Here is a 19779-nt window from a genome sequence, read left to right on the forward strand (position 1 = left end):
CGACTACTCTGCCCGGCGACTCAGGCCGCCTGCGCTGTCTCCTGGCGCAGGATGCGCACCGGAATCGACTTGTACGACGGCGTGCCGGACTCTTCGTCGATATAGTCCAGCGGCACCAGCACATTGGCTTCCGGATAATAGGCCGCCACCGATCCGCGCGCGATGTCGTACTCGATGACGGTGATGCCGCCCAGCCTGAGCGCGCGATTCGCGGAGATCGTCTGGATCTCGATCAGGTCGCCATGCTCCAGGCCGCGCTCGGCCATGTCGGCGGGATGCATGAACAGCACGTCCCGTCGGCCGAACACGCCTCGATAGCGGTCGTCCAGGCCGTAGATGGTGGTGTTGTACTGGTCATGGCTGCGGATGGTGATGAGGCGCAGCACATCGTCGGCCCAGGGCTCGTAGTTCTCGCGCACGCCGGGAAACACCGAGAACATGGCCTTGCCCGAGGGCGTGGGCCAGCGGCGTTCGGTCGGCGGCAGCGGCATGCGGAACCCGCCAGGCACGCGGATGCGTTCGTTGTAGCCGTCGAAGCCGGGTATGGTGCGCTCGATCAGGTCGCGGATGCGGTCGTAGTCCGCCACCAGCCCGTTCCAGTCGACCTTGCTGTGATCCAGCGTCGCGGCCGCCATGCCGGCGACGATCGCCGGCTCGGAACGCAGCTGCGGCGACGCCGGGCGCAACCGGCCTGCCGAGGCATGCACCATCGACATCGAATCCTCCACCGTGATGGACTGCGCGCCGCTGGCCTGCATGTCCAGTTCCGTGCGGCCGATCACGGGCAGGATGTAGCTCTCCTTGCAAACCAGCAGATGCGAACGATTGAGCTTGGTGCCCAGGTGGACGCTCAGGTCCAGTCGCCGCATGGCGGCGAACGCCTGCTCCGGATCGGGCATCGCCACCGCGAAATTGCCGCCCAGGCAGATCAGCGCCTTCGCCTCGCCCCGGGCCATGGCCTGCATGGTCTTGACCGCATCATGGCCATGCGCGCGCGGCGGCGTGAAGCCGAAAACCTCCTCGATCTTGTCGAGGAAGGCCTCCGAGGGCTTCTCGGTGATTCCCACCGTGCGGTTGCCCTGCACGTTGGAATGGCCCCGCAACGGACAGATGCCGGCGCCAGGCTTGCCGAAATTGCCGCGCAACAGCAGCAGGTCCGCGATCAGCCGCACGTTCCAGGTGCCGGTGTTGTGCTGCGTGAGGCCCATGCCGTAGGTGATGATCGTGGCATTGGACTTGGCATAGGCCTCGGCCACCTGCTCCAGCTGCGCCCGCGTCAGGCCGCTCTCCTTCTCGATCTGCGGCCATTGCGTCTCGGCCAGGTCGGCCGCCAGCGCCTCGTAGCCCTCGGTGTGCATGGCGATGAAATCGCGGTCCAGGATGCCGCCGCGCTGCTCATCCAGCTCCAGCAGCGCCTTCATGATGCCCTTGAGCGCCGCCGCGTCGCCGCCCGCCTTGACCTGGAAATAGGTCGAGGCGATCGGCGTGGAGCGGAACGTCGCCATTTCCAGGACGTCCTGCGGATCGGCGAAGCGTTCCAGCGCGCGCTCGCGCAGCGGATTGAAGACGATGATCGGCACGCCTCGGCGCGCCGCCTCGTGCAGGGTGCCCATCATGCGCGGATGGTTGGTGCCGGGGTTGTGACCCATCGAGATGATGAGCTCGGTCCGCTCGAAATCGTCCAGCGACACGGTGCCCTTGCCGATGCCGATGGACTGCGGCAGTCCCACGCTGGTAGCTTCGTGGCACATGTTCGAACAGTCGGGAAAATTGTTGGTGCCGTACTCGCGGGCGTACAGCTGAAACAGGTAGGCCGCTTCGTTGGACGCGCGCCCGGACGTGTAGAACTCCGCCTGGTCCGGCGAGTCCAGGCCTCGCAACACCTGGCCGATGCGCGCGAACGCCGCTTCCCACGACACCGGACGAAACTTGTCGCTGGCCGCGTCATAGGCCATCGGATGCGTCAGCCGGCCAAAGTTCTCGAGCTCGTAGTCGCTGAGTTCGAGCAGCTCCGTCACCGTGTGCCGCTCGAAGAATTCGGGCGTGACCCGCTTGTTGGTCGCTTCCCAGGTGACGGCCTTGGCGCCGTTTTCACAGAACTGAAAGGTGGAGCGATGCTCCTTGTCGGGCCAGGCGCAGCCTGGACAATCGAAGCCGGCGGGCTGGTTGGTGCGCATCAGCACCAGCGGCGCCTCCAGCGCCGTCATCTGCTGGCGGACCGCCTGGGCGGTCGCCTTCAGGGCGCCCCAGCCGCCGGCGGGAGCATCGTACCTGCGTATGCCCGGAACCTCTCGCTTGCTCATGACTGCCTCCTTAGCACCTTGCGCGCTCATTGACCTTGATGTTGGTTAATGTAATGAGTCGCCGATGACAAAAAAGAGTACAGATTGACGTCCCTGGAACGAGCACAGTTGCGTTTCCGGAATCATCCCCTAGCGCGGACGTTGCACTGCGCCATCGCCTGGCGGCGCCAAGGGCCATTTCCCCACTCCCGCTGGCAGCGCCGGCAGGCAGGCCTGCAACATCGCCTCGATGAAGGCATCCGGCGCCAGCCGGCCGTCCGGCCGATACCATTGCACCGTCAGGTTCATGCTGCCCAGCACGCAGCGCTTGATCACACGCGCGTCGCCGGCCAGCAGGCCGGCGTACACGGCGGCGGCCACCGTTTCCTGCCACATCCCTTCGTAAAGATCGCTCAGGACCTTGACGCCGCGCTGGCTCTGAGCCGACAGGCTGCGCCATTCATAGACCAGCGCATTCATCGCATCCCCGCCCGCGCCGTGCAGCATGCTCCACATATGCACGCGGAACAGCGCGGCCAGCCGGTCCGCCGGCGCGGCATAACGCGCCAGCGCCTGCCGGCCATGGTCCAGCACCTCCTGGATGCCGTTGTCCATCACCGCGACCAGGATCTCCTCCTTGCTGCGGAAATGATGGAACAGGCTGCCGGATTGCAGCCCCACGGCCTTCGCCAGTTCGCGCACCGTGGTGCGTTCATAGCCATGTTCGCGGAACAGGCGTCCGGCGGTCAGGATCACCTCGCGGCGGCGCGCAGAGTCCGGGCCTTCATCGCGCGCCGCGCCGCGGATGTCCGGATCGTCGCCCCGCTTGTCCATGTTCGCTACAGCCGTTCCAGGATGGTGGCCGTGGCCATGCCGTGGCCGATGCACATCAGCTGCATGCCGAACTGTCCGTCGATGGCGCGCAGCCCGGCCAGCATCTTGGCCATCAGGCCCGCGCCGGTCGCGCCCAGCGGATGGCCGTGCGCGATGGCGCCGCCCCAGGGATTGACACGCTCGGGATTGGCGCCTGTGGCGCGCAGCCAGGCCAGCACCACGCTGGCGAAGGCCTCGTTGATCTCGATCCAGTCCAGGTCGCGCAGCGTCAGGCCGGCGCGCGCCAGCGCCCGCTCGGCGGCGGGGATCACGCCCGTCAGCTGCAACACCGGGTCCGAGCCGATCGCCACCCGCGCCTTGAAGCGCGCCAGCGGACGCAGACCGTCGGCCAGCGCGGCGTCCATGTCGGCCAGCAGCACGGCGGCGGCGCCGTCGGACAGCTGGCTGGCATTGGCGGCGGTCACGCCGCCCTGCCCCGGCGGCCGCAGCGCCGGCGCCATCGCCGCCATGCGCGCGGGGTCAGTGTGTTCGCGGATGCCTTCATCGCGCGCCGGCACGCCGGCGGGGGCTGGCAGCAGCTCGTCGTGCAGGCCGGCGCCCGCCGCCGCCCAGGCGCGGGCATGGCTCTGGCGCGCCCAGTCGTCCATCTCGGCGCGCGTCAGCCCCCAATGCTCGGCGATGCGTTCGGCGCTCTCGATCTGGTGCACCAGCGGATAGCGTTGCAGCAATGCGGGATTGAGCGTGTCGAAGCCCCGGAACTCACCCTGGCCCAGCGTCACGTCCAGGAACATGGGCACGCGGCTCATGCTCTCGACGCCGCCGGCGATCACATAGCGCATGTCGCCGGCGGCGATGGCCTGGGCGCCGAAATGCACGGCCTGCTGGCTGGACCCGCACATGCGGTTCAGCGACACGCCCGGCACCGTCTCTGGCAGTCCGGCCAGCATGGCGGCCAGGCGGCCGATGTTGGCGCCCTGCTCGCCCGCCTGGCTGACGCAGCCGGCGATCAGGTCGTCGACCCGCTCGCCGGGCAGCCCGGCCCGCCGCAACAGGCCCGTCACCGCGCTGGCCAGCAAATCGTCTGGCCTCGTATCGGCCCAGACACCGCCGCGCTTGCCGAAAGGCGTGCGCACGGCTTGCACGATCACCGCTTCATTCATGCCGCGTTCTCCTCGGCGTAAAGCGTTTCGATTTCATGCGCGTAAGCGCGATAGATGCTGGCGCGGCGCACCTTCATGGTCGCCGTGACTTCGCCGTCATCATGATCCAGTTCCTTGGTCAGCAGGTGGAAGCGCTTGATCTGCGCCACCGGCGCGAGGCCCTGATTGGCGCGCGCGATCTCCTGCTCGACCAGCGCGCGCACCTGCGGATGCTCGGCCAGCGAACGGAAGTGCGTGAAGGCGATGCGGCGCGACTCGGCCCACTTGCCGACCGTGTCGAATTCCAGCTGCACCAGCGCCGACACGTACTTGCGTCCGTCAGCGATCACGATGCACTCCTTCACATAGGGACTGCCCTTGACCGCGTTCTCGATCTCGGACGGCGTCAGGTTCTTGCCGCCGGAGGTGATCATGATGTCCTTCATGCGGTCGACGATGCGCACCCGCCCGCCCTGCACCGCCACCACGTCGCCCGTGTGCAGCCAGCCGTCACGCACGGTATCCGCCGTGGCCTGCGGGTTCTTGTAGTAACCCTCGAACACCATGTCGCCGCGCACCTGCAGTTCGCCGGATTCGCCGACGCGCCAGCCCACGCCGGCGATGGGCTCGCCCACGGTGCCCACTTTGACCCGGTCGGGATGCTGGCCGAAGATCATGCCGGAGGACTCGGTCAGGCCATAGACCTCCAGCAGCGGCACGCCGATGTTGCGGAAGTAGCGCACCACGTCCGGCGGAATCGGCGCCGCGCCGGTCATCGCCACCCGCACGCGCCGCAGGCCGATGAAGTTCTGCAAGGCGCGCAGCACCAGCCAGTACCACAACGCATGGGTCCAACGTTCGCGCCAGCTGTATTGCGCCGACGACTTTTCCAGGAACGGCGCGCAGGCCGTCAGCGCCCGCCGGTACAGCCATTGCTGCAGGCGTCCGGCTTCCTGCATCTTGATGGAAATCGCCGCGTGCAGTTTTTCCCAGATGCGCGGCACGCCCAGGAAGATCGAGGGCGCGACCTCGCGCAGGTCTTCCTGCACGGTGCGGATGGATTCGCCAAAATTCACCTGCGAACCCACGTAGATCGGCACGAAGGTGGACAGCATCTGCTCGGCCACGTGGCACAGAGGCAGATAGGAAAGGTGCACGCTGCGCGCGTCCATCTCCAGCCGCTCGGCGATGCCCCAGGCGACGCCGCGCATATTGCGGTAACTCAGCATCGCGCCCTTGGGCTTGCCGGTCGAGCCCGAGGTGTAGATCATCAGCCCGATATCGGCCAGGCGTTGGCCATCCAGCGCCGCATCCAGCGCCCCCTGTTCGAGGTCCTGGCGCCGCTGGCCGTCTTCCTCGACCTGCGCGAAGGTAACGATGCGCGCGCGCTCGGCGACGGCATAGGAACGCAGGCCCTTGGTCTCGATCACGACGATGCGGCGCAGGCCCGGCAGGCGGTCGGCGACCTGCAGCACCTTGTCGACCTGCTCCTGGTCTTCGCACACGACCAGTTCGATGTCGGCATGTTCCAGCACATAGCCCATTTCCTCGGCCGGGCTGGTGGCGTACACGCCCACGGCGACCGCGCCCACCGCGCCCGCGCCCATCTGCGTCAGCAGCCACTCGATGCGGTTCTCGGAGACGATGGCCACGCGCCCGCCCGGCGCCAGGCCCAGCGCGCGCAGCCCCAGGCCGACGCGGCAGGCGCGCCGCCAGTATTCCGCCCAGCTACTGGGCTTCCAGATGCCAAAGTCCTTCTGGCGCAAGGCCAGCCCGTCCGGCTGGCGCCGCGCCTGCTCGCGCAGCATCTGCGGCAGCGTCAGCTCGGGCCAGGCCGGGCGCGCTTCGCCCACCACCGACATGCGGTCGCGCGCGCCGCTCATGACAGCCACCGCTTGCGGCGCTTGTAGTGCTTGATGTCGCGGAAGCCGCGCGTCTCGCCGGCGCCGCCCACGCCCAGGTAGAACTCGCGCACGTCCGGGTCCGCCGCCAGCTTGTCGGCGCTGCCGTCTATCACCACCTTGCCGGTCTCCATGATGTAGCCGTAGTGCGCCACCGCCAACGCCACGGAGGCGTTCTGCTCCACCAGCAGCATGGCCACGCCCTGCTCGCGGTTGATGCGCGCGATGATGGAAAAGATGTTCTCGACCAGCATGGGCGACAGGCCCAGCGACGGTTCGTCCAGCAGCATGAGCTTGGGCTGCGCGATCAGCGCCCGGCCGATGGCCAGCATCTGCTGCTCGCCGCCCGACAGATAGCCGGCCAGGCCCTTGCGCCGTTCATGCAGCCGGGGAAAGTAGCCGTACACCAGGTCGAAGTCCGGCTTGGCGTCGCGCCGCCCGGTCAGCGCGTAGGTGGCGGCCATCAGGTTTTCCTCGACGCTCAGGTCCTCGAACACGCGCCGCCCTTCCATCACGTGCGCCAGCCCGGCGCGCACCAGGTTCTGCGGCCGCGCGCCGGCGGTGTCGCCGCCATCGAAAGCGATGCGCCCGGCCACCAGCGCGCCATCCTCCAGGTCCAGCAGCCCTGACACGGCCTTGAGCGTGGTGGACTTGCCCGCGCCGTTGCTGCCCAACAGCGCCACGATGCCGCCGGCCGGCACGGACAGGGACAGGCCGCGCAGCACCTGCACCGCCTTGTTGTAGACGACTTCGATGTTGTTGATGTCCAGCAGCGCGCGCGGCGCTTCCTGTCCCTCGGTCATGGCCGCGTCCGCCTTACTTGAGCACGATCCAGTCGGAAGCCGGCACCATCTGCTTCTGCTTCACGTCGGCGCGGTAGATCCGGCCCACGGGAATGGAATTGCCCTTCATGCTGATGGGCACGCCGATCAGGCCGCCGGTGTCGAAATCCTTGATGCCGTCCAGCGCCGCTTTCATGTTGGCCGCGCTCAGGTCCTTGCCCGCGTCCAGCGTGCGCTTGGCCGCCTCGGTGAACAGCATGGCGGCCAGGAAGCCCTGCATGTAGCCCGTGCTCTGGTACTGCGGCCGCATTTCGCGGATCTTCTTCAGCATGGGCGCGTCGGCCGCCTGGTCGTAGTAATAGCGGTACGGCATCACGCCCATGAAGCCCTCGGCGTCCTCGCCCATCTGCATCACGGTGGAATTGTCCATGGTCCAGAAGGTGCCCATGTACCGAGTCTTCAGGCCCATGCGCTTGCCCTGCCCGACGAATTCCGGAATCGGCGCCAGCACGTAGCCGTGGAAGATGGTGTAGTCCGGATCGGCGCGGCGCAGCTTGATGACCTCGGTGGACACGTCCACGCTGCCCGGCGGCGTCATGATCTCGGTGACCACCTTCAGGCCCAGCTTCTCGGCCACGGCGCGCGAGCTGGCGATGGGATCGCGGCCGAACTCGGTGTCCGAATACACGAAGGCGACCTTGGCGCCCGGCTTTTCCTTGGCGATGTAGCGCAGCAGGATGCCGAACATCTCGGTATAGTCCGGCCCCAGCATGAACTGGGCCGGATACTTGGCCGGGTCGTTCAACTCGGTGGCGAAGGACGCGCCGGTCATCAGGATGTTGCCCGCGCGGTTGAGTTCGGCGTTGATGGTCTTGGAAAAGCCGGTGGAATCGCCGTAGTAGAAGTTGACCTTGTTCTGGCTGGTGATCTTCTTGAAGGCGGCCACCGAGGCGTCGACCTTGTAGGCGGTGTCTTCCGGCACGTAGCGCAGCTTGCTGCCCTTGATGCCGCCCTGGTCATTGACGATCTTCACATAGTCGGTGATGCCGGCGTGGATGCCCTGGCCGGCGAAGGCGAACACGCCGCTCAGCGGGATCGAGCCGCCCAGCACCAGGTCTTCCTCGGCCTGGGCCGCGGGCGCGACGGCCAGCGCCGCCGCCAGCCCCAAGGGGGCCAGCCATTTCAACAAACCGCCTGTCGGGATGCGCTTCATGGGATGTCTCCTTGTGGTCTGCTTGTAGTCTGCTTGTCTGCGGCGTCCGCGGGCTAGGCGCGGAACGGCCAGAGGTGAAAATAGCGGCGCACACGCCGCCAGATTTCCGCGAGCCCCAGCGGCTCGAAGATCAGGAAGCCCACGATCAGCAGGCCGAACACGATGGTGCGCACGGGCGAGATCAGGCTCAGCGCGTCGCCGCCGACCGGCAGCCAGCCCACCACCAGCTTGAGCATCTCGGGCACCATGGTCATGAAGGCCGCGCCCAGGATGGAGCCCAGGATCGATCCCATGCCGCCCACGATGACGGCGGCCAGGAAGAAGATCGACATGATCAGCGGAAAGCTCTCCGGCGTGACCACGCGGAAGAAGTAGGCCCACAGACCGCCGGCCACGCCCGCGTAGAACGAGGACAGGCCGAAGGACAGCAGCTTGTAGCGCAGCAGCCGGATGCCCAGCACCTCGGCCGAGATGTCGCGGTCGCGGATGGCGATGAAGGCGCGGCCGATGCGCGTGCGGAACAGATTGGCCGCGCCCAGCACCATCAGCGCGGTCAGCGGCACGATCAGCCAGTAGATCCGGAACGAGGTATCCAGGTCGACCCCGAACAGCCGCGCGGGCGGCACCTGCAGGCCGGCGGTGCCGCCGGTGAACGACCCGTTGGCGAAGATGAAGTGCGCGATGAAGGACGCGGCGATCGTGGAGATCGCCAGGTACAGCCCCTTCACCCGCAGCGACGGCACGCCCACCACCAGCCCGCCCAGCATCGCCACCACGCCGGCTGCCAGCAGGTTGAGCAGCGCCGGCGTGCCCAGCCGCTGCTCCAGCACCGCCACCGTGTACGCGCCCAGGCCCATGAAGGCGGCTTGCCCCAGGCTGACCAGCCCGGTGTAGCCGGTCAGGATGTTCAGCCCGGTGGCGCTGGCCACGTTGATGGCCACCAGACAGGCCAGGTACAGCCAGTAGGCGTCGGCAACGAAGGGAAACAGCGCCAGCGCCGCCGCCAGGAACAGCAGCCAGAGCCGCTGCACGCGCGTATCGAACAGCGCCTCGTCCGCCTGGTAGGTCTGCTTCGCGGTCGCGATGCGCATGGTTCAGAGCCTCTCGATTTCACGGGTGCCGAACAGGCCGTAAGGCCGGACCATCAGCACCGCCACCAGCACCAGGAAAGTGGCCAGCAGCTTGTATTCGCCGCCCAGGTAGGCGCCGGCCCAGGCTTCCAGCACGCCGATGAACAGCCCCCCCGCCAACGCGCCGACGACGCTGTCCAGGCCGCCCACGATCACCACCACCAACACCGACAGGCCGAACACGCCCATCGACGAGGAAATGCCGCCGATGGCGCCGACGATCACGCCCGACACCGCCGCGATCGCGCCCGCCGCCACCCAGGCCAGCGAGAACACGCGCGGCACGTTGATGCCCATGGCGTAGGCCGCGCCCTGGTCGGCAGCAGTGGCGCGCAGGGCCACGCCGCCGCGCCAGTAGCGGAATATCGCCAGCACCACCAGGATCAGCGCCGCCGCCACCCAGAAGCCGTAGAACACCTTGGGCGCCACGAACGCCTCGCCCACCATCACCGGCGAACGCGGCATGAACTCCGGCAGCCGCCGCTGGTCGGCCGTCCAGACCAGCTCGACCACGCCCACCAGGATCGAGGCCAGCCCCACCGTCACCATGAACACCGAGATCGGCGACTCGCCCAGCATCGGACGTATGGTCAGGCGCTCGACCACCGCGCCCAGCAGGCCCGAGGCCGCCACCGCGCCGGCGATGGCCAGCCAGACCGGCCAATCCATGCCGGCGGCGAAGGCATAGAACGCGTAGGCGCCCATCATCAGGAACTCGCCGATGGCGATGTTGACCACGCGGGTCGCCTTGTAGACGATCACGAAGGCCAGCGCCGCCAGCGCGTACAGGCCGCCGCTGCCCAGCCCGGCCAGCGTCACCTCCAGAAAGAACAGCCCGTCCATCAGGCCGCCTCCCGCAGGCGGCGGCGCAGGTCGCCCACGTCGCCCGCGCCCAGGTATGCCTTGATCACCTCGGGATCGGCCTGCACCTGCGCCGGCGCGCCGTCGGCGATCACCTGACCGAAGTTCAGCACCACCACGTGATCGGACAGGTCCATGACCATGCCCATGTCGTGCTCCACCATCAGCACCGTCACGCCCCATTCGGCGCGCGCGTCCAGGATGAAGCGCGCCATGTCCTCGGTCTCTTCACGATTCATGCCGGCCACCGGCTCGTCCAGCATCAACACCTTGGGCCGCATCGCCAGCGCCCGCGCCAGTTCCACGCGCTTGCGCAAGCCGTAGGACAGCGCCGACACCGGCGCGTGGCGGATGTGGTCGATCTCCAGGAAATCGATGATGCGTTCCTCGATCTCGGCGCGCAGCGCCATTTCCTCGCGCCGCGCGCGGCCCAGGTACAGCAGCGCGTCCAGCACGTTGCTGCGCAGGTGCGCGTGACAACCCAGCTTGATGTTGTCCAGCACCGTCATGCCGCGGAACAGCGAGATGTTCTGGAAACTGCGAGCCAGTCCCAGCCTGGCGCGCTCGGGCGCTGGCTTGCGCGTGATATCGGCGCCCTGGAAACGGATCTGGCCCGAGGCGGGATGGTAGAAGCCGGAGATGGTGTTGAACAGCGAGGTCTTGCCGGCGCCGTTGGGTCCGATCACGGTGGTGATGGAGCCGGGCTGCACGCGAAAACCCACGCCGGTCAGCGCCTTGATACCGCCGAACGCCAGCGTGATCCCGTCCACCTCCAGCAAGGGGGCGCTGTCGGATTGATCCACCTGTAGTCTCCTCGCAGGGACGCGAAGTCCGCTTCTTGTCGAGCCGGCAGGCCGGCGCGCGAGGCGACGGCCCTTCGGTATCCAGCAAGCACTGGCGACAACCCGCGAGGCAGGCGATGCAACGAACCTGTCTTAACCTACGCCAATACAGCGCCGGAAAATCGTTCTATGCGTTACGCTAGCTTGGCGTGACAACAAACCAAGCAAGCGCTCGGTCCAGAACATAGCATCGCGGTTTTTGAACAAGTAGCTGGTATTTACCCGGTATCCGTCCCAGCCCACGCCCTACCCCGGAGACTCGCCATGAACACCGGTCTGCCCGCCTTCCGCACGCTCATCCTCCAAACCGGCGGCGCCGCCGCCACGCTGACGCTGAACCGGCCCGACGCGCTCAACGCCATCGACGTGGCCATGGCCGAAGACCTGCAGCGCGCCGCCCAGTGGCTGGAAACCCGCGCCGACATTCGCGTGGTCACGCTGCAGGGCGCGGGCAACGCGTTATGTGCGGGCGGCGACATCTCGATGTTCGAAGGCGCGGCCTGCGCGGTGCGCGCGTCGCTCATGGACCTGTTCACGCCACTCAACGATTTCCTCGTGCGCGTCGCACGCATGGACAAGGTCTGGCTGGCGCAGGTGCATGGCATCGCCGCGGGCGCCGGCCTGTCGTTGACGCTGGCCTGCGACCTGGCGATCGCCGAGGCCGGCACGCGCTTCATGACGGCGTATCTCAAGCTGGGCGCCACGCCCGATGCCGGCATGACGCACGGTCTGATGCGCACCGTGGGACCAAAGCGGGCGCTGGACCTGCTGCTGCGGCACGATCCGTTCAGCGCCGAGGAAGCGCTGTCCTGGGGCCTGGTCACCCGAGTAGCACCGACCGGTCAGCTGCGCGAACAGGCGGCGGCCTACGCGGGCGCCATCGCCGCCCATGCTCCGCACAGCATCGCCGGCGCCAAGCGGCTGCTGCGCACGGCGGCGCAGGCCACGCTGGAAACCCAGCTCAGTGAAGAAACCGCCTGCTTTCTGCAAAGCGCGACGCGGGCAGATTTCGCCGAGGGCGTGGCGGCGTTCCGCGCAAGGCGGCCGCCGCGGTTCACGGGGGCTTGAGGCTGGCTGCCGCAGGATGGACGGCCTGCGGGCAGCACGCTAGCGTGCTTTGGCGCGGGCCTTGCCTAGCCCCATCGGCAAGCGTCTCGGAGAGCCGCAAGACGCGATGGTTTGCACGTCTTGCCATCGGTCCTGCATTCATCGCAAGTCGTACATGCCGAGACTGTACCGCCCATACTCCCCTTGGTAAAAAAAGGACTCCCACATGCCTGAAGAGACCATTTTCACCATGACCCTGGAACCCGCTCTGCACGCCGCATTCCTGGCACAGGCCGCCGCCGAGAATCGGCCCGCGTCCCAGATCGTCAGCGAACTAATGCGCGACTATGTCGCCCAGCATCAGCCGGCTCGCGACCATGACGACTACCGACGCGGCAAGATCGACGCCGCACGCGCCTCCATGCGCGCCGGCCTGGGCCGCCCGAACGACGAGGTCGAAGCCGTCTACGCCGCCAGACGTATACGAACCGCCACGGAAGACAAGGCGTGACCGTCGTCTGGACGCCGCAAGCCGAACAGGATCGCTCTGATATCTGGGATTACATCGCCGCCGACAGCGCCGCTGCCGCGGCGCGTGTGGATCAGCTTTTCAGCCTGGCTGCCGCCAAGCTCGCCACACCCCCGCGCATCGGCAAGCCTGCAGACGTTCCCGGCGTGCGCGAACTCGTTCCGCATGAACGGTATCGGCTGGCCTATGAAATCGCGCCGGACGGCACGGTATGGATCCTGGCCTTGACCCACACGGCACGTAGATGGCCGCCGCTGCACAGATGACGTGCCAGCAGGCGGCCCCAGCCTTGCAAGATAGGACTACTTCACCGTCACCGAGATCGTGCTGCTCAGGTCCGGCCCATAAGAGCGATGCGCACCGTCGGCGAACTGCATGGTCAGCGTGTGCTTGCCCGGCGCGAGCTTGAGCTCGGTTTCGGTCTGGCCCTTGCCAAAGTGGATGTGCGTGTCGTCCGTCGGCACGACCTCGCCCTTGGGCACGGGCTTGCCGTCAACGATCAGGTGGTGGTGCCCGGAACCGGCGCTCATGTCACCGGCCGGTTTGACGGCCATGCCGTCCACGCCGAACTTCACCTTCACCGGGCTAGCCACCGTGGCCCCGTCCTTGGGTTCGACAAAATACACCTTGTCGGCCGCCTTGGCTGCCAGACTCGCGCTCAACAAGACCGCGCCAGCCAAGCCGGCGCAAATGCGGGCAAACGATACTGCTTGCATCATGGCATCCTCCTTGCGTTGAACAAGATGGCCCGGCCATTGGTGGCCTGCGGCCGAGTGGACGCGGCGCATCGCGCCGCACCCGCGCCCTATTCTCGCAGAAGCCCGCCGCCGCAAGCGTGACACTTTGCTGCGACGCAGCCCGGCTCCGCTGCCTGCCGCCGATCCACCCTGCGGTCTCAGGCTCCGCGCTTTTCCACCGCCTGCGCCCAGCGGCGCGCCACCGACGGCGAGGTCGCGCAGGTCGCGGACTCCGTGACCACGCGCACCGCGCGCTCCAGCAACTGGATATCCGCCTCGTGCTGGCGCGCCACGTGGGGATCCTCGAAGAAGATCACGCGCTGACATTGGTGTTCCAGCACCAGTTCGGCGATTTGCGCGTCGCCGCCCAACGGCCCGCTCAGGTAGCGATGTACCCAGGGCTTGTCCTTGGGCCAGCCGCGCGACCAGGCCAGGTCGTTGAGCCGCCCGCCCGTCGTGCCAGTGGCCACGCGCCGGGCGAAACGCGACAACACGTCGAAATGCTCGCTGGCGAAGGCCACCATCTCATCCTTGAGCGCATCGTGGGCGATCAAGGCCAGCGTCTGGCCTTCGTAATCGAACATGCGGGACAGCGACGCGTCCGGCGTCAGGCCCGCGTGCACGCGTTCGACCTCCATCCATTCGATGGCGCCGGCCAGCGTCGAAATGAACGGGCGACCGTGGGTGATGCACTGCCGCTTGAGCGCCAGCGCCTCGGGAAAAATCGAGGAAGGATCGACCGGATCGATCAGGTAGATGGCGCCGTCGAACGGCGCCTGGCCGTCGCGACCTTCGGTGACGCGCGCCACCAGTTTCATCAGCCCGCCCTCGCGGCCATAGGGATAGCGGATCAGTCCGCTGTAGCCCTGCAACATGCCCTCGCGCACGATGGCGTCGTGCGTGCGACCCACGGTGTGCAGCTGCACGCCCAGTTCACGGATGGTGGCGGAACTGGCGCGCAACCAGGTGAACAGCGCGGCATCGGGGGTTTCATGGTGCAGCCGGTTGGCGGCCAATCCAAAACGCAGTTGGGCAGCGGGCATCGATGAACTCGGTCGAATGGACTCGGTGAATGGCCTCGGCCTGACAGACCTGGTCGAGAAAACTCGGGCCGACAGACTCGTTCGGAAAGCGTCAGCGGGACGCTGGGGCGCCAAACGCGCTGACGAAGCCTTGATGATACCGTGAGGCCCCGCCCACGTGACGTGCCGCGCGGCAATATCGCCGCGCGGCAGCCCGAACCCGGCGTCATCGACGGCCCGAAGCGCGTCCGGTCCCGGATTGCGGGATCCGGAATGTCCGCCGCAATGCAAAACGCTCCCGTCAGGGAGCGTCTTCAGCCAGCGGTTCAGTCCGCTTCGTCGATCCAGGCCATCTGGATGGCTTCAAGGATCTTCTCGCCGCTATGGGCGGGATCGTCGTTGAATCCCGGCAAGGCCAGCACCCAATCGCGCAGCTGGGTGAAACGCAGCGTCTTGGGATCCACATCGGGATGCGCGTCGTAGAGCGCGGCGGCGATCTCGTAGGTGTCGGTCCACTTCATCAATGGCCCTCTTTGGCATGGTTGATCGTGTACTTGGGAATCTCGACCGTCAGGTCGGCGTCGGCGACGCAGGCCTGGCACGACAGGCGCGAGGTCGGCGTCAGGCCCCAGGCCTTGTCCAGCAGGTCCTCCTCGTCATCCGTCGCGTCTTCCAGCGAGGAATAGCCCTCTTTGACCACCACATGACAGGTCGTGCAGGCGCAGGACAGTTCGCAGGCATGCTCGATGTCGATGTGATTGTCCAGCAGGATGCGGCAGATCGACACGCCCTTGGGCGCGTCTTCGATCACCGCGCCTTCGGGGCAGTATTCGGGGTGAGGCAGTACAGTCAGTTTCGGCATAGCTTGTTATCAGGCGATCTCGTCAAGTTTGCGGCCGGCCAGCGCCGCACGGATGCTGCGGTCCATGCGCCGCGCGGCGAATTCGTCGGTCGCGGCCGACAACGCCTCGACGGCGGCCTTGACCGCGTCCACGTCCAACAGCTCCTGCGCGCCGGCGGCGGCGCTCAGGCAATCGTCCACACGCTTGCGCTCGTCGGCGTCCAGCAGATCGCCATCGGCGGCCAGCGCGGCCTGCACCGACTCCACCAGTTGGCGCGCCTCGACCTGCTGCTCGCGCAGCATGCGCGCGCGCGCGTCGGAATCGGCCTGCGCCACGCTGTCGGCCAGCATCCGGGCGATCTCGTCGTCGCTCAGGCCATACGAAGGCTTGACCGAGACGGCTGCCTCGACCCCGCTGCTCTGCTCGCGTGCGGTCACGCTCAACAGGCCGTCGGCATCCACCTGAAAGGTCACGCGGATGCGCGCGGCGCCCGCCACCATGGACGGAATGCCGCGCAGCTCGAAGCGGGCCAGCGAGCGGGAATCGCTCACCAGGTCGCGCTCGCCCTGCACCACGTGAATGCTCATGGCGGTCTGGCCGTCCTTGAACGTGGTGAATTCCTGGGCGCGCGCCACGGGTATCGTGCTGTTGCGCGGAATCACGCGCTCCACCAGGCCGCCCATGGTTTCGAGGCCGAGCGACAGCGGGATCACATCCAGCAGCAGCCAGTCTTCGCCCGGCGCCCGGTTGCCGGCCAGCAGGTTCGCCTGCAGCGCGGCGCCCAGCGCGACCACCTGATCGGGATCCAGGTCGGTCAGCGGCGTCGTGCCGAACATCTCGCCCACGGCCGCGCGGATCACGGGCATGCGCGTGGCCCCGCCCACCATCACCACGCCGCGCACGTCGGCGGGACGCAACTCGGCATCGCGCAAGGCGCGGCGCGCGCAATCCAGCGTGCGCAGCACCAAGGGCTGGGCCAGCGTTTCGAATTGCTGCCGGCTGAGCGCGAGGTCCAGCTCGCGGCCATCCGACAAGGTCAGGCGTAGACGCGCATCGTCGGCGTCGGACAGCGCTTCACGCGCCGCACGCGCCGCCACCAGCAGCGCGCGGCGGTCGGCCGGCGGCAGTTCGGCGGAACCCAGGCCGCTCGCGGCGTGGTCGGCGATCAGCGCATCGAAGTCATCGCCGCCCAGGGCCGTGTCGCCGCCGGTGGAGATCACTTCGAACACGCCTTGCGTCAGGCGCAGGATGGACACGTCGAACGTGCCGCCCCCCAGGTCGTAGACCGCATACACGCCTTCGGCGGCGTTATCCAGGCCATAGGCGATGGCCGCGGCAGTGGGTTCGTTCAGCAGGCGCAGCACGTTCAGGCCGGCCAGTTTGGCGGCGTCACGCGTCGCTTGGCGCTGCGCGTCGTCGAAATAGGCGGGCACCGTGATCACGGCGCCGACCAGGTCGTCGCCAAGGACATCCTCGGCGCGCTGGCGCAGCACGGCCAGGATCTGGGCGGACACTTCCACCGGACTCAGGTCGCCCTGCACCGTGCGGATGCGCACCATGCCGGGCGCATCCACGAATTCATACGGCGCGCGCGAGGCCCGCGCCTCTTCCAGCGTACGGCCCATGTAGCGCTTGACCGACACCACGGTGTTCAACGGGTCCAGCGCCTGCTCGGCCAGCGGCTCGCGACCGGTCGTGACCCGACCGCCGGGGAAATAGCGCACCGCCGAAGGCAGCAGCGCATGGCCTTGCTCGTCGCGCAGGACTTCGGCCACGCTGCTGCGCACGGCGGCGACCAGCGAATTGGTGGTGCCAAGGTCGATGCCCACCGCCAGCTTGCGCTGGTGCGGCGCGGGCGATTCGCCAGGCTCGGAAATCTGCAATAAAGCCATGATTGTGTTTTTCTGCTCAGTGGGCGCAGCCCGGCCGCAAGTTCGGTGGCGGCCGTCCGGCGCCCTGGACTATTCCGCCGGTTGCGCGTGGGCCAGCTCCTGCGCCAGCTTCTCCACGAACATCCATTCCCGCACTTTCTGCCCCGCTGCCGCGTAGTCCTTGTCCACGTCCAGCAGTTGCGCCAGGCGCTCTCGCATCTGTCCGCGCGCCTCCTGTAGCTCCGCTTGCAGCGATGCCAGCGCAGCGGCATCGCCGCGCGCGTCGTCCAGCGCTTCGCGCCAGCTCATCTGCTGCATCAGGAACGCCGGATCCATGGACGTGTTGCTCTCGGTCTGCAGGTCCACGCCTGCCTGTTCGCACAGATAGCGCGCCCGCAGCATCGGATCCCGCAGTTGGCGATAGGCCTCGTTGGCTCGCGCCGCCCATTGCATCGCCACCCGACGCTCGGCCGGACTGGCGGTGGCATAGCGATCTGGGTGCACCTGCGCGGCCACGGTGCGCCACGCCGATTCCAGCATTTGCGTATCGAGGTCGAAGCGCGCCGGCAAGCCGAACAGGCTGAAGTGATCGTCTCCAGCCAAGACTTACACCGTGAACGACTCGCCGCAGCCGCAGGTCGCCTTCTCGTTGGGGTTGCGGAACTTGAAGCCTTCGTTCAGGCCTTCGCGTGCGTAGTCAAGCTCGGTGCCGTCCAGATAGGCAAGGCTCTTGGGATCGACGTAGACATTCACGCCGAAGCTCTCGAAGACCATGTCCTCGGGCGCTGCCTCGTCCACGTATTCCAGCTTGTACGCCATGCCGGAGCAGCCCGTGGTCCTAACGCCGAGCCGCAAGCCGATGCCCTTGCCGCGCTTTTGCAAGTAGCGGCCGATGTGGTTGGCTGCCTTCTGGGTCAAGGTAACGGACATATTATTCTTCCAGGGTGCCGACGCACCACCCGCCACGCATGAAACCGATATCGCTCCATCGCGATGCCACGGATCCGGCTCCGCCGGTCCGCCGGCATGCCCCCTTGAGGGGGAAGCGCGCAGCGCTTCGGGGGTGGGCCTTATTCATTTTCAGTTCGTCGCCGCCTCGGCCGGAACCGAGTGCTTTTCCTTGTAGTTCTGCACCGCGGCCTTGATCGCGTCTTCGGCCAGGATGGAACAGTGGACCTTCACGGGCGGCAGCGCCAGTTCCTCGGCGATCTGCGTGTTGCGGATCGTCAGCGCTTCGTCCAGCGTCTTGCCCTTGACCCATTCGGTCACGAGCGAGCTGGAGGCGATGGCCGAGCCGCAGCCGTAGGTCTTGAAGCGCGCATCTTCGATCACGCCCGATTCGTTGACCTTGATCTGCAGCTTCATGACGTCGCCACAGGCGGGAGCGCCGACCATGCCGGTGCCGACGGAGTCGTCCGACTTGTCGAACGAACCGACGTTGCGCGGGTTTTCGTAGTGGTCCAGGACCTTAGTGCTGTAAGACATATTGATTCTCCACGTATTTCAAGGCGCGGGCGCTTAGTGCGCAGCCCACTGCACGGTATTCAGGTCGATGCCTTCCTTGGCCATTTCCCAAAGCGGCGACATGTCGCGCAGCTTGCCCACGCGGCTCTTGAGCAGTTCGACCGCGTAGTCGATTTCCTGCTCGGTGGTGAAGCGGCCCAGCGTGAAACGGATCGAGCTGTGCGCCAGCTCGTCGTTGCGGCCCAGGGCGCGCAGCACGTAGGAAGGTTCCAGGCTGGCCGAGGTGCAGGCCGAGCCGCTGGAGACGGCCAGTTCCTTGATCGCCATGATCAGGGACTCGCCTTCGACATAGTTGAAGCTGACATTCAGGTTGTGCGGCACGCGCTGGTCCATGTCGCCATTCAGGTAGACCTCTTCGATCTGCGACAGGCCGGCCCACAGACGATCGCGCAACATGCGAATGCGCTCGTTTTCGGTGCCCATTTCCTCGCGCGCCAGGCGGAAGGCTTCACCCATGCCGACGATCTGGTGGGTGGCCAGCGTGCCCGAGCGGAAACCACGCTCGTGGCCGCCGCCGTGCATCTGCGCCTCAATGCGCACGCGCGGCTTGCGACGCACATACAGCGCGCCGATGCCCTTGGGGCCGTAGGTCTTGTGAGCCGAGAACGACATCAGATCGACCTTGAGCTTCTGCAGGTCGATTTCGACCTTGCCGGTCGCCTGCGCGGCGTCCACATGGAAGATGATGCCCTTTTCGCGGCAGATCTCACCCAGCGTTTCCACATCCTGGATCACGCCGATTTCATTGTTCACCATCATGATCGAGACCAGCACGGTGTCAGGGCGCAGCGCGGCCTTGAACACGTCCAGGTCGATCAGGCCATTTTCCTTGACGTCCAGGTAGGTCACCTCGAAACCCTGGCGCTCCAGCTCGCGACAGGTGTCCAGCACGGCCTTGTGCTCGGTCTTGACGGTGATGATGTGCTTGCCGCGTTCGGCGTAGAAGTTGGCGGCGCCCTTGATGGCAAGGTTGTCGGACTCGGTCGCGCCGGAGGTCCAGACGATTTCGCGCGGATCGGCGTTCACCAGCTTGGCGACTTCCTCGCGGGCGCGCTCGACGGCGTCCTCGGACTCCCAGCCGAAGGCATGGCTGCGCGAGGCCGGGTTGCCGAAGTTCTCGTACAGCCAGGGAACCATCTTGTCGACGACGCGGGGATCGACCGGCGTGGTGGCCGAGTAGTCCAGATAGATCGGGCGGGTGGTCATTTCTACAAACTCCTGAT

At 67.0% G+C, this 19779-nt stretch carries 21 protein-coding genes; 3 read left to right on the top strand and 18 right to left on the bottom strand.

Translation table 11 applies throughout. The features are described from left to right. Nucleotides 1-20 precede the first annotated feature (20 nt). The 9 genes from C2U31_RS23730 to C2U31_RS23770 form a co-directional block, all read right to left on the bottom strand. Complete coding sequence (locus tag C2U31_RS23730; protein ID WP_103275043.1) at nt 21-2303, bottom strand: FdhF/YdeP family oxidoreductase; 2283 nt, start codon at nt 2301-2303, stop codon at nt 21-23. A gap of 129 nt (nt 2304-2432) precedes the next feature. Next, nucleotides 2433-3116 (bottom strand): TetR/AcrR family transcriptional regulator, encoded by a 684-nt coding sequence (locus C2U31_RS23735; RefSeq protein WP_103275044.1) that lies wholly within the window; start codon nt 3114-3116, stop codon nt 2433-2435. Nucleotides 3117-3121: 5 nt separating this feature from the next. After that, a complete protein-coding gene (locus tag C2U31_RS23740) occupies nt 3122-4276 on the bottom strand; it encodes a thiolase family protein (RefSeq protein WP_103275045.1) in 1155 nt (384 codons plus the stop codon). Beyond that, nucleotides 4273-6138: a long-chain fatty acid--CoA ligase gene (locus C2U31_RS23745; RefSeq protein ID WP_103275046.1), complete on the bottom strand. Its 1866-nt coding sequence runs from the start codon at nt 6136-6138 to the stop codon at nt 4273-4275. The genes C2U31_RS23740 and C2U31_RS23745 overlap by 4 nt, the downstream gene beginning before the upstream one ends. Continuing rightward, complete coding sequence (locus C2U31_RS23750) at nt 6135-6959, bottom strand: ABC transporter ATP-binding protein (RefSeq protein ID WP_103275047.1); 825 nt, start codon at nt 6957-6959, stop codon at nt 6135-6137. The genes C2U31_RS23745 and C2U31_RS23750 overlap by 4 nt, the downstream gene beginning before the upstream one ends. 13 nt (nt 6960-6972) lie before the next feature. After that, the gene (locus C2U31_RS23755; protein WP_103275048.1) at nt 6973-8151 is read right to left on the bottom strand and encodes an ABC transporter substrate-binding protein; all 1179 of its coding nucleotides are present in this window, start codon (nt 8149-8151) and stop codon (nt 6973-6975) included. A gap of 53 nt (nt 8152-8204) precedes the next feature. Continuing rightward, nucleotides 8205-9242 (bottom strand): branched-chain amino acid ABC transporter permease, encoded by a 1038-nt coding sequence (locus C2U31_RS23760; protein ID WP_103275049.1) that lies wholly within the window; start codon nt 9240-9242, stop codon nt 8205-8207. 3 nt (nt 9243-9245) lie between these two features. After that, the gene (locus tag C2U31_RS23765) at nt 9246-10124 is read right to left on the bottom strand and encodes a branched-chain amino acid ABC transporter permease (RefSeq protein ID WP_103275050.1); all 879 of its coding nucleotides are present in this window, start codon (nt 10122-10124) and stop codon (nt 9246-9248) included. Further along, the gene (locus C2U31_RS23770) at nt 10124-10921 is read right to left on the bottom strand and encodes an ABC transporter ATP-binding protein (protein WP_369869795.1); all 798 of its coding nucleotides are present in this window, start codon (nt 10919-10921) and stop codon (nt 10124-10126) included. Before C2U31_RS23770 ends, C2U31_RS23765 begins: the two co-directional genes overlap by 1 nt. 327 nt (nt 10922-11248) lie before the next feature. On the opposite strand from C2U31_RS23770, the gene C2U31_RS23775 reads away from it, so the two are divergent. From C2U31_RS23775 to C2U31_RS23785, 3 genes are all read left to right on the top strand, one after another. Further along, nucleotides 11249-12052, top strand: coding sequence for an enoyl-CoA hydratase/isomerase family protein (locus C2U31_RS23775; protein WP_103275052.1), 804 nt, complete (start codon nt 11249-11251; stop codon nt 12050-12052). A 205-nt stretch (nt 12053-12257) separates the two neighbouring features. Continuing rightward, a complete protein-coding gene (locus tag C2U31_RS23780; RefSeq protein WP_103275053.1) occupies nt 12258-12542 on the top strand; it encodes an antitoxin of toxin-antitoxin stability system in 285 nt (94 codons plus the stop codon). Continuing rightward, nucleotides 12539-12826, top strand: a complete 288-nt coding sequence (locus C2U31_RS23785) for a type II toxin-antitoxin system RelE/ParE family toxin (RefSeq protein WP_103275054.1) — start codon at nt 12539-12541, stop codon at nt 12824-12826. The genes C2U31_RS23780 and C2U31_RS23785 overlap by 4 nt, the downstream gene beginning before the upstream one ends. 36 nt (nt 12827-12862) lie before the next feature. Here C2U31_RS23785 and C2U31_RS23790 read toward each other — a convergent pair whose 3' ends face one another. The 9 genes from C2U31_RS23790 to C2U31_RS23830 all read right to left on the bottom strand — a co-directional run bounded on the left by C2U31_RS23790 (nt 12863) and on the right by C2U31_RS23830 (nt 19762). Beyond that, the gene (locus C2U31_RS23790; protein WP_103275055.1) at nt 12863-13279 is read right to left on the bottom strand and encodes a DUF4399 domain-containing protein; all 417 of its coding nucleotides are present in this window, start codon (nt 13277-13279) and stop codon (nt 12863-12865) included. Between the two features lie 176 nt (nt 13280-13455). After that, nucleotides 13456-14340 carry a methylglyoxal synthase gene (locus C2U31_RS23795; RefSeq protein ID WP_103275056.1) on the bottom strand — a complete coding sequence of 295 codons (885 nt, stop codon included), beginning with the start codon at nt 14338-14340 and terminating at the stop codon, nt 13456-13458. Nucleotides 14341-14645: 305 nt separating this feature from the next. Continuing rightward, nucleotides 14646-14840 (bottom strand): Fe-S cluster assembly protein IscX, encoded by a 195-nt coding sequence (iscX, locus tag C2U31_RS23800; RefSeq protein ID WP_103275057.1) that lies wholly within the window; start codon nt 14838-14840, stop codon nt 14646-14648. Then, a complete protein-coding gene (gene fdx / locus C2U31_RS23805) occupies nt 14840-15181 on the bottom strand; it encodes an ISC system 2Fe-2S type ferredoxin (RefSeq protein WP_103275058.1) in 342 nt (113 codons plus the stop codon). The genes iscX and fdx overlap by 1 nt, the downstream gene beginning before the upstream one ends. A gap of 9 nt (nt 15182-15190) precedes the next feature. Then, entirely contained in the window at nt 15191-17053 is a 1863-nt protein-coding gene (gene hscA / locus C2U31_RS23810; RefSeq protein ID WP_103275059.1) for a Fe-S protein assembly chaperone HscA, read from the bottom strand. 69 nt (nt 17054-17122) lie between these two features. Beyond that, nucleotides 17123-17635 carry a Fe-S protein assembly co-chaperone HscB gene (gene hscB / locus C2U31_RS23815; protein WP_103275060.1) on the bottom strand — a complete coding sequence of 171 codons (513 nt, stop codon included), beginning with the start codon at nt 17633-17635 and terminating at the stop codon, nt 17123-17125. A gap of 3 nt (nt 17636-17638) precedes the next feature. After that, nucleotides 17639-17962 (bottom strand): iron-sulfur cluster assembly protein IscA, encoded by a 324-nt coding sequence (gene iscA / locus C2U31_RS23820; protein WP_103275061.1) that lies wholly within the window; start codon nt 17960-17962, stop codon nt 17639-17641. A 150-nt stretch (nt 17963-18112) separates the two neighbouring features. Beyond that, nucleotides 18113-18517: a Fe-S cluster assembly scaffold IscU gene (gene iscU, locus C2U31_RS23825; protein WP_103275062.1), complete on the bottom strand. Its 405-nt coding sequence runs from the start codon at nt 18515-18517 to the stop codon at nt 18113-18115. Nucleotides 18518-18550: 33 nt separating this feature from the next. Then, a complete protein-coding gene (locus C2U31_RS23830; RefSeq protein ID WP_103275063.1) occupies nt 18551-19762 on the bottom strand; it encodes an IscS subfamily cysteine desulfurase in 1212 nt (403 codons plus the stop codon). Nucleotides 19763-19779 lie beyond the last annotated feature (17 nt).

It is taken from the genome of Achromobacter sp. AONIH1, assembly GCF_002902905.1.
Taxonomy (GTDB): Bacteria; Pseudomonadota; Gammaproteobacteria; order Burkholderiales; family Burkholderiaceae_B; genus Achromobacter.

Excerpts from the sequence above, each read along its gene's own strand:
- hscA (WP_103275059.1), bottom strand. The coding sequence starts at position 17,053 with ATGGCTTTATTGCAGATTTCCGAGCCTGGCGAATCGCCCGCGCCGCAC.
- C2U31_RS23730 (WP_103275043.1), bottom strand. The coding sequence starts at position 2,303 with ATGAGCAAGCGAGAGGTTCCGGGCATACGCAGGTACGATGCTCCCGCC.
- C2U31_RS23750 (WP_103275047.1), bottom strand. The coding sequence starts at position 6,959 with ATGACCGAGGGACAGGAAGCGCCGCGCGCGCTGCTGGACATCAACAAC.
- iscU (WP_103275062.1), bottom strand. The coding sequence starts at position 18,517 with ATGTCTTACAGCACTAAGGTCCTGGACCACTACGAAAACCCGCGCAAC.
- fdx (WP_103275058.1), bottom strand. The coding sequence starts at position 15,181 with ATGCCGAAACTGACTGTACTGCCTCACCCCGAATACTGCCCCGAAGGC.
- C2U31_RS23740 (WP_103275045.1), bottom strand. The coding sequence starts at position 4,276 with ATGAATGAAGCGGTGATCGTGCAAGCCGTGCGCACGCCTTTCGGCAAG.
- C2U31_RS23755 (WP_103275048.1), bottom strand. The coding sequence starts at position 8,151 with ATGAAGCGCATCCCGACAGGCGGTTTGTTGAAATGGCTGGCCCCCTTG.
- C2U31_RS23830 (WP_103275063.1), bottom strand. The coding sequence starts at position 19,762 with ATGACCACCCGCCCGATCTATCTGGACTACTCGGCCACCACGCCGGTC.
- C2U31_RS23790 (WP_103275055.1), bottom strand. The coding sequence starts at position 13,279 with ATGATGCAAGCAGTATCGTTTGCCCGCATTTGCGCCGGCTTGGCTGGC.
- C2U31_RS23765 (WP_103275050.1), bottom strand. The coding sequence starts at position 10,124 with ATGGACGGGCTGTTCTTTCTGGAGGTGACGCTGGCCGGGCTGGGCAGC.
- C2U31_RS23745 (WP_103275046.1), bottom strand. The coding sequence starts at position 6,138 with ATGAGCGGCGCGCGCGACCGCATGTCGGTGGTGGGCGAAGCGCGCCCG.
- C2U31_RS23780 (WP_103275053.1), top strand. The coding sequence starts at position 12,258 with ATGCCTGAAGAGACCATTTTCACCATGACCCTGGAACCCGCTCTGCAC.
- C2U31_RS23735 (WP_103275044.1), bottom strand. The coding sequence starts at position 3,116 with ATGGACAAGCGGGGCGACGATCCGGACATCCGCGGCGCGGCGCGCGAT.
- C2U31_RS23795 (WP_103275056.1), bottom strand. The coding sequence starts at position 14,340 with ATGCCCGCTGCCCAACTGCGTTTTGGATTGGCCGCCAACCGGCTGCAC.
- iscA (WP_103275061.1), bottom strand. The coding sequence starts at position 17,962 with ATGTCCGTTACCTTGACCCAGAAGGCAGCCAACCACATCGGCCGCTAC.
- C2U31_RS23760 (WP_103275049.1), bottom strand. The coding sequence starts at position 9,242 with ATGCGCATCGCGACCGCGAAGCAGACCTACCAGGCGGACGAGGCGCTG.
- C2U31_RS23775 (WP_103275052.1), top strand. The coding sequence starts at position 11,249 with ATGAACACCGGTCTGCCCGCCTTCCGCACGCTCATCCTCCAAACCGGC.
- iscX (WP_103275057.1), bottom strand. The coding sequence starts at position 14,840 with ATGAAGTGGACCGACACCTACGAGATCGCCGCCGCGCTCTACGACGCG.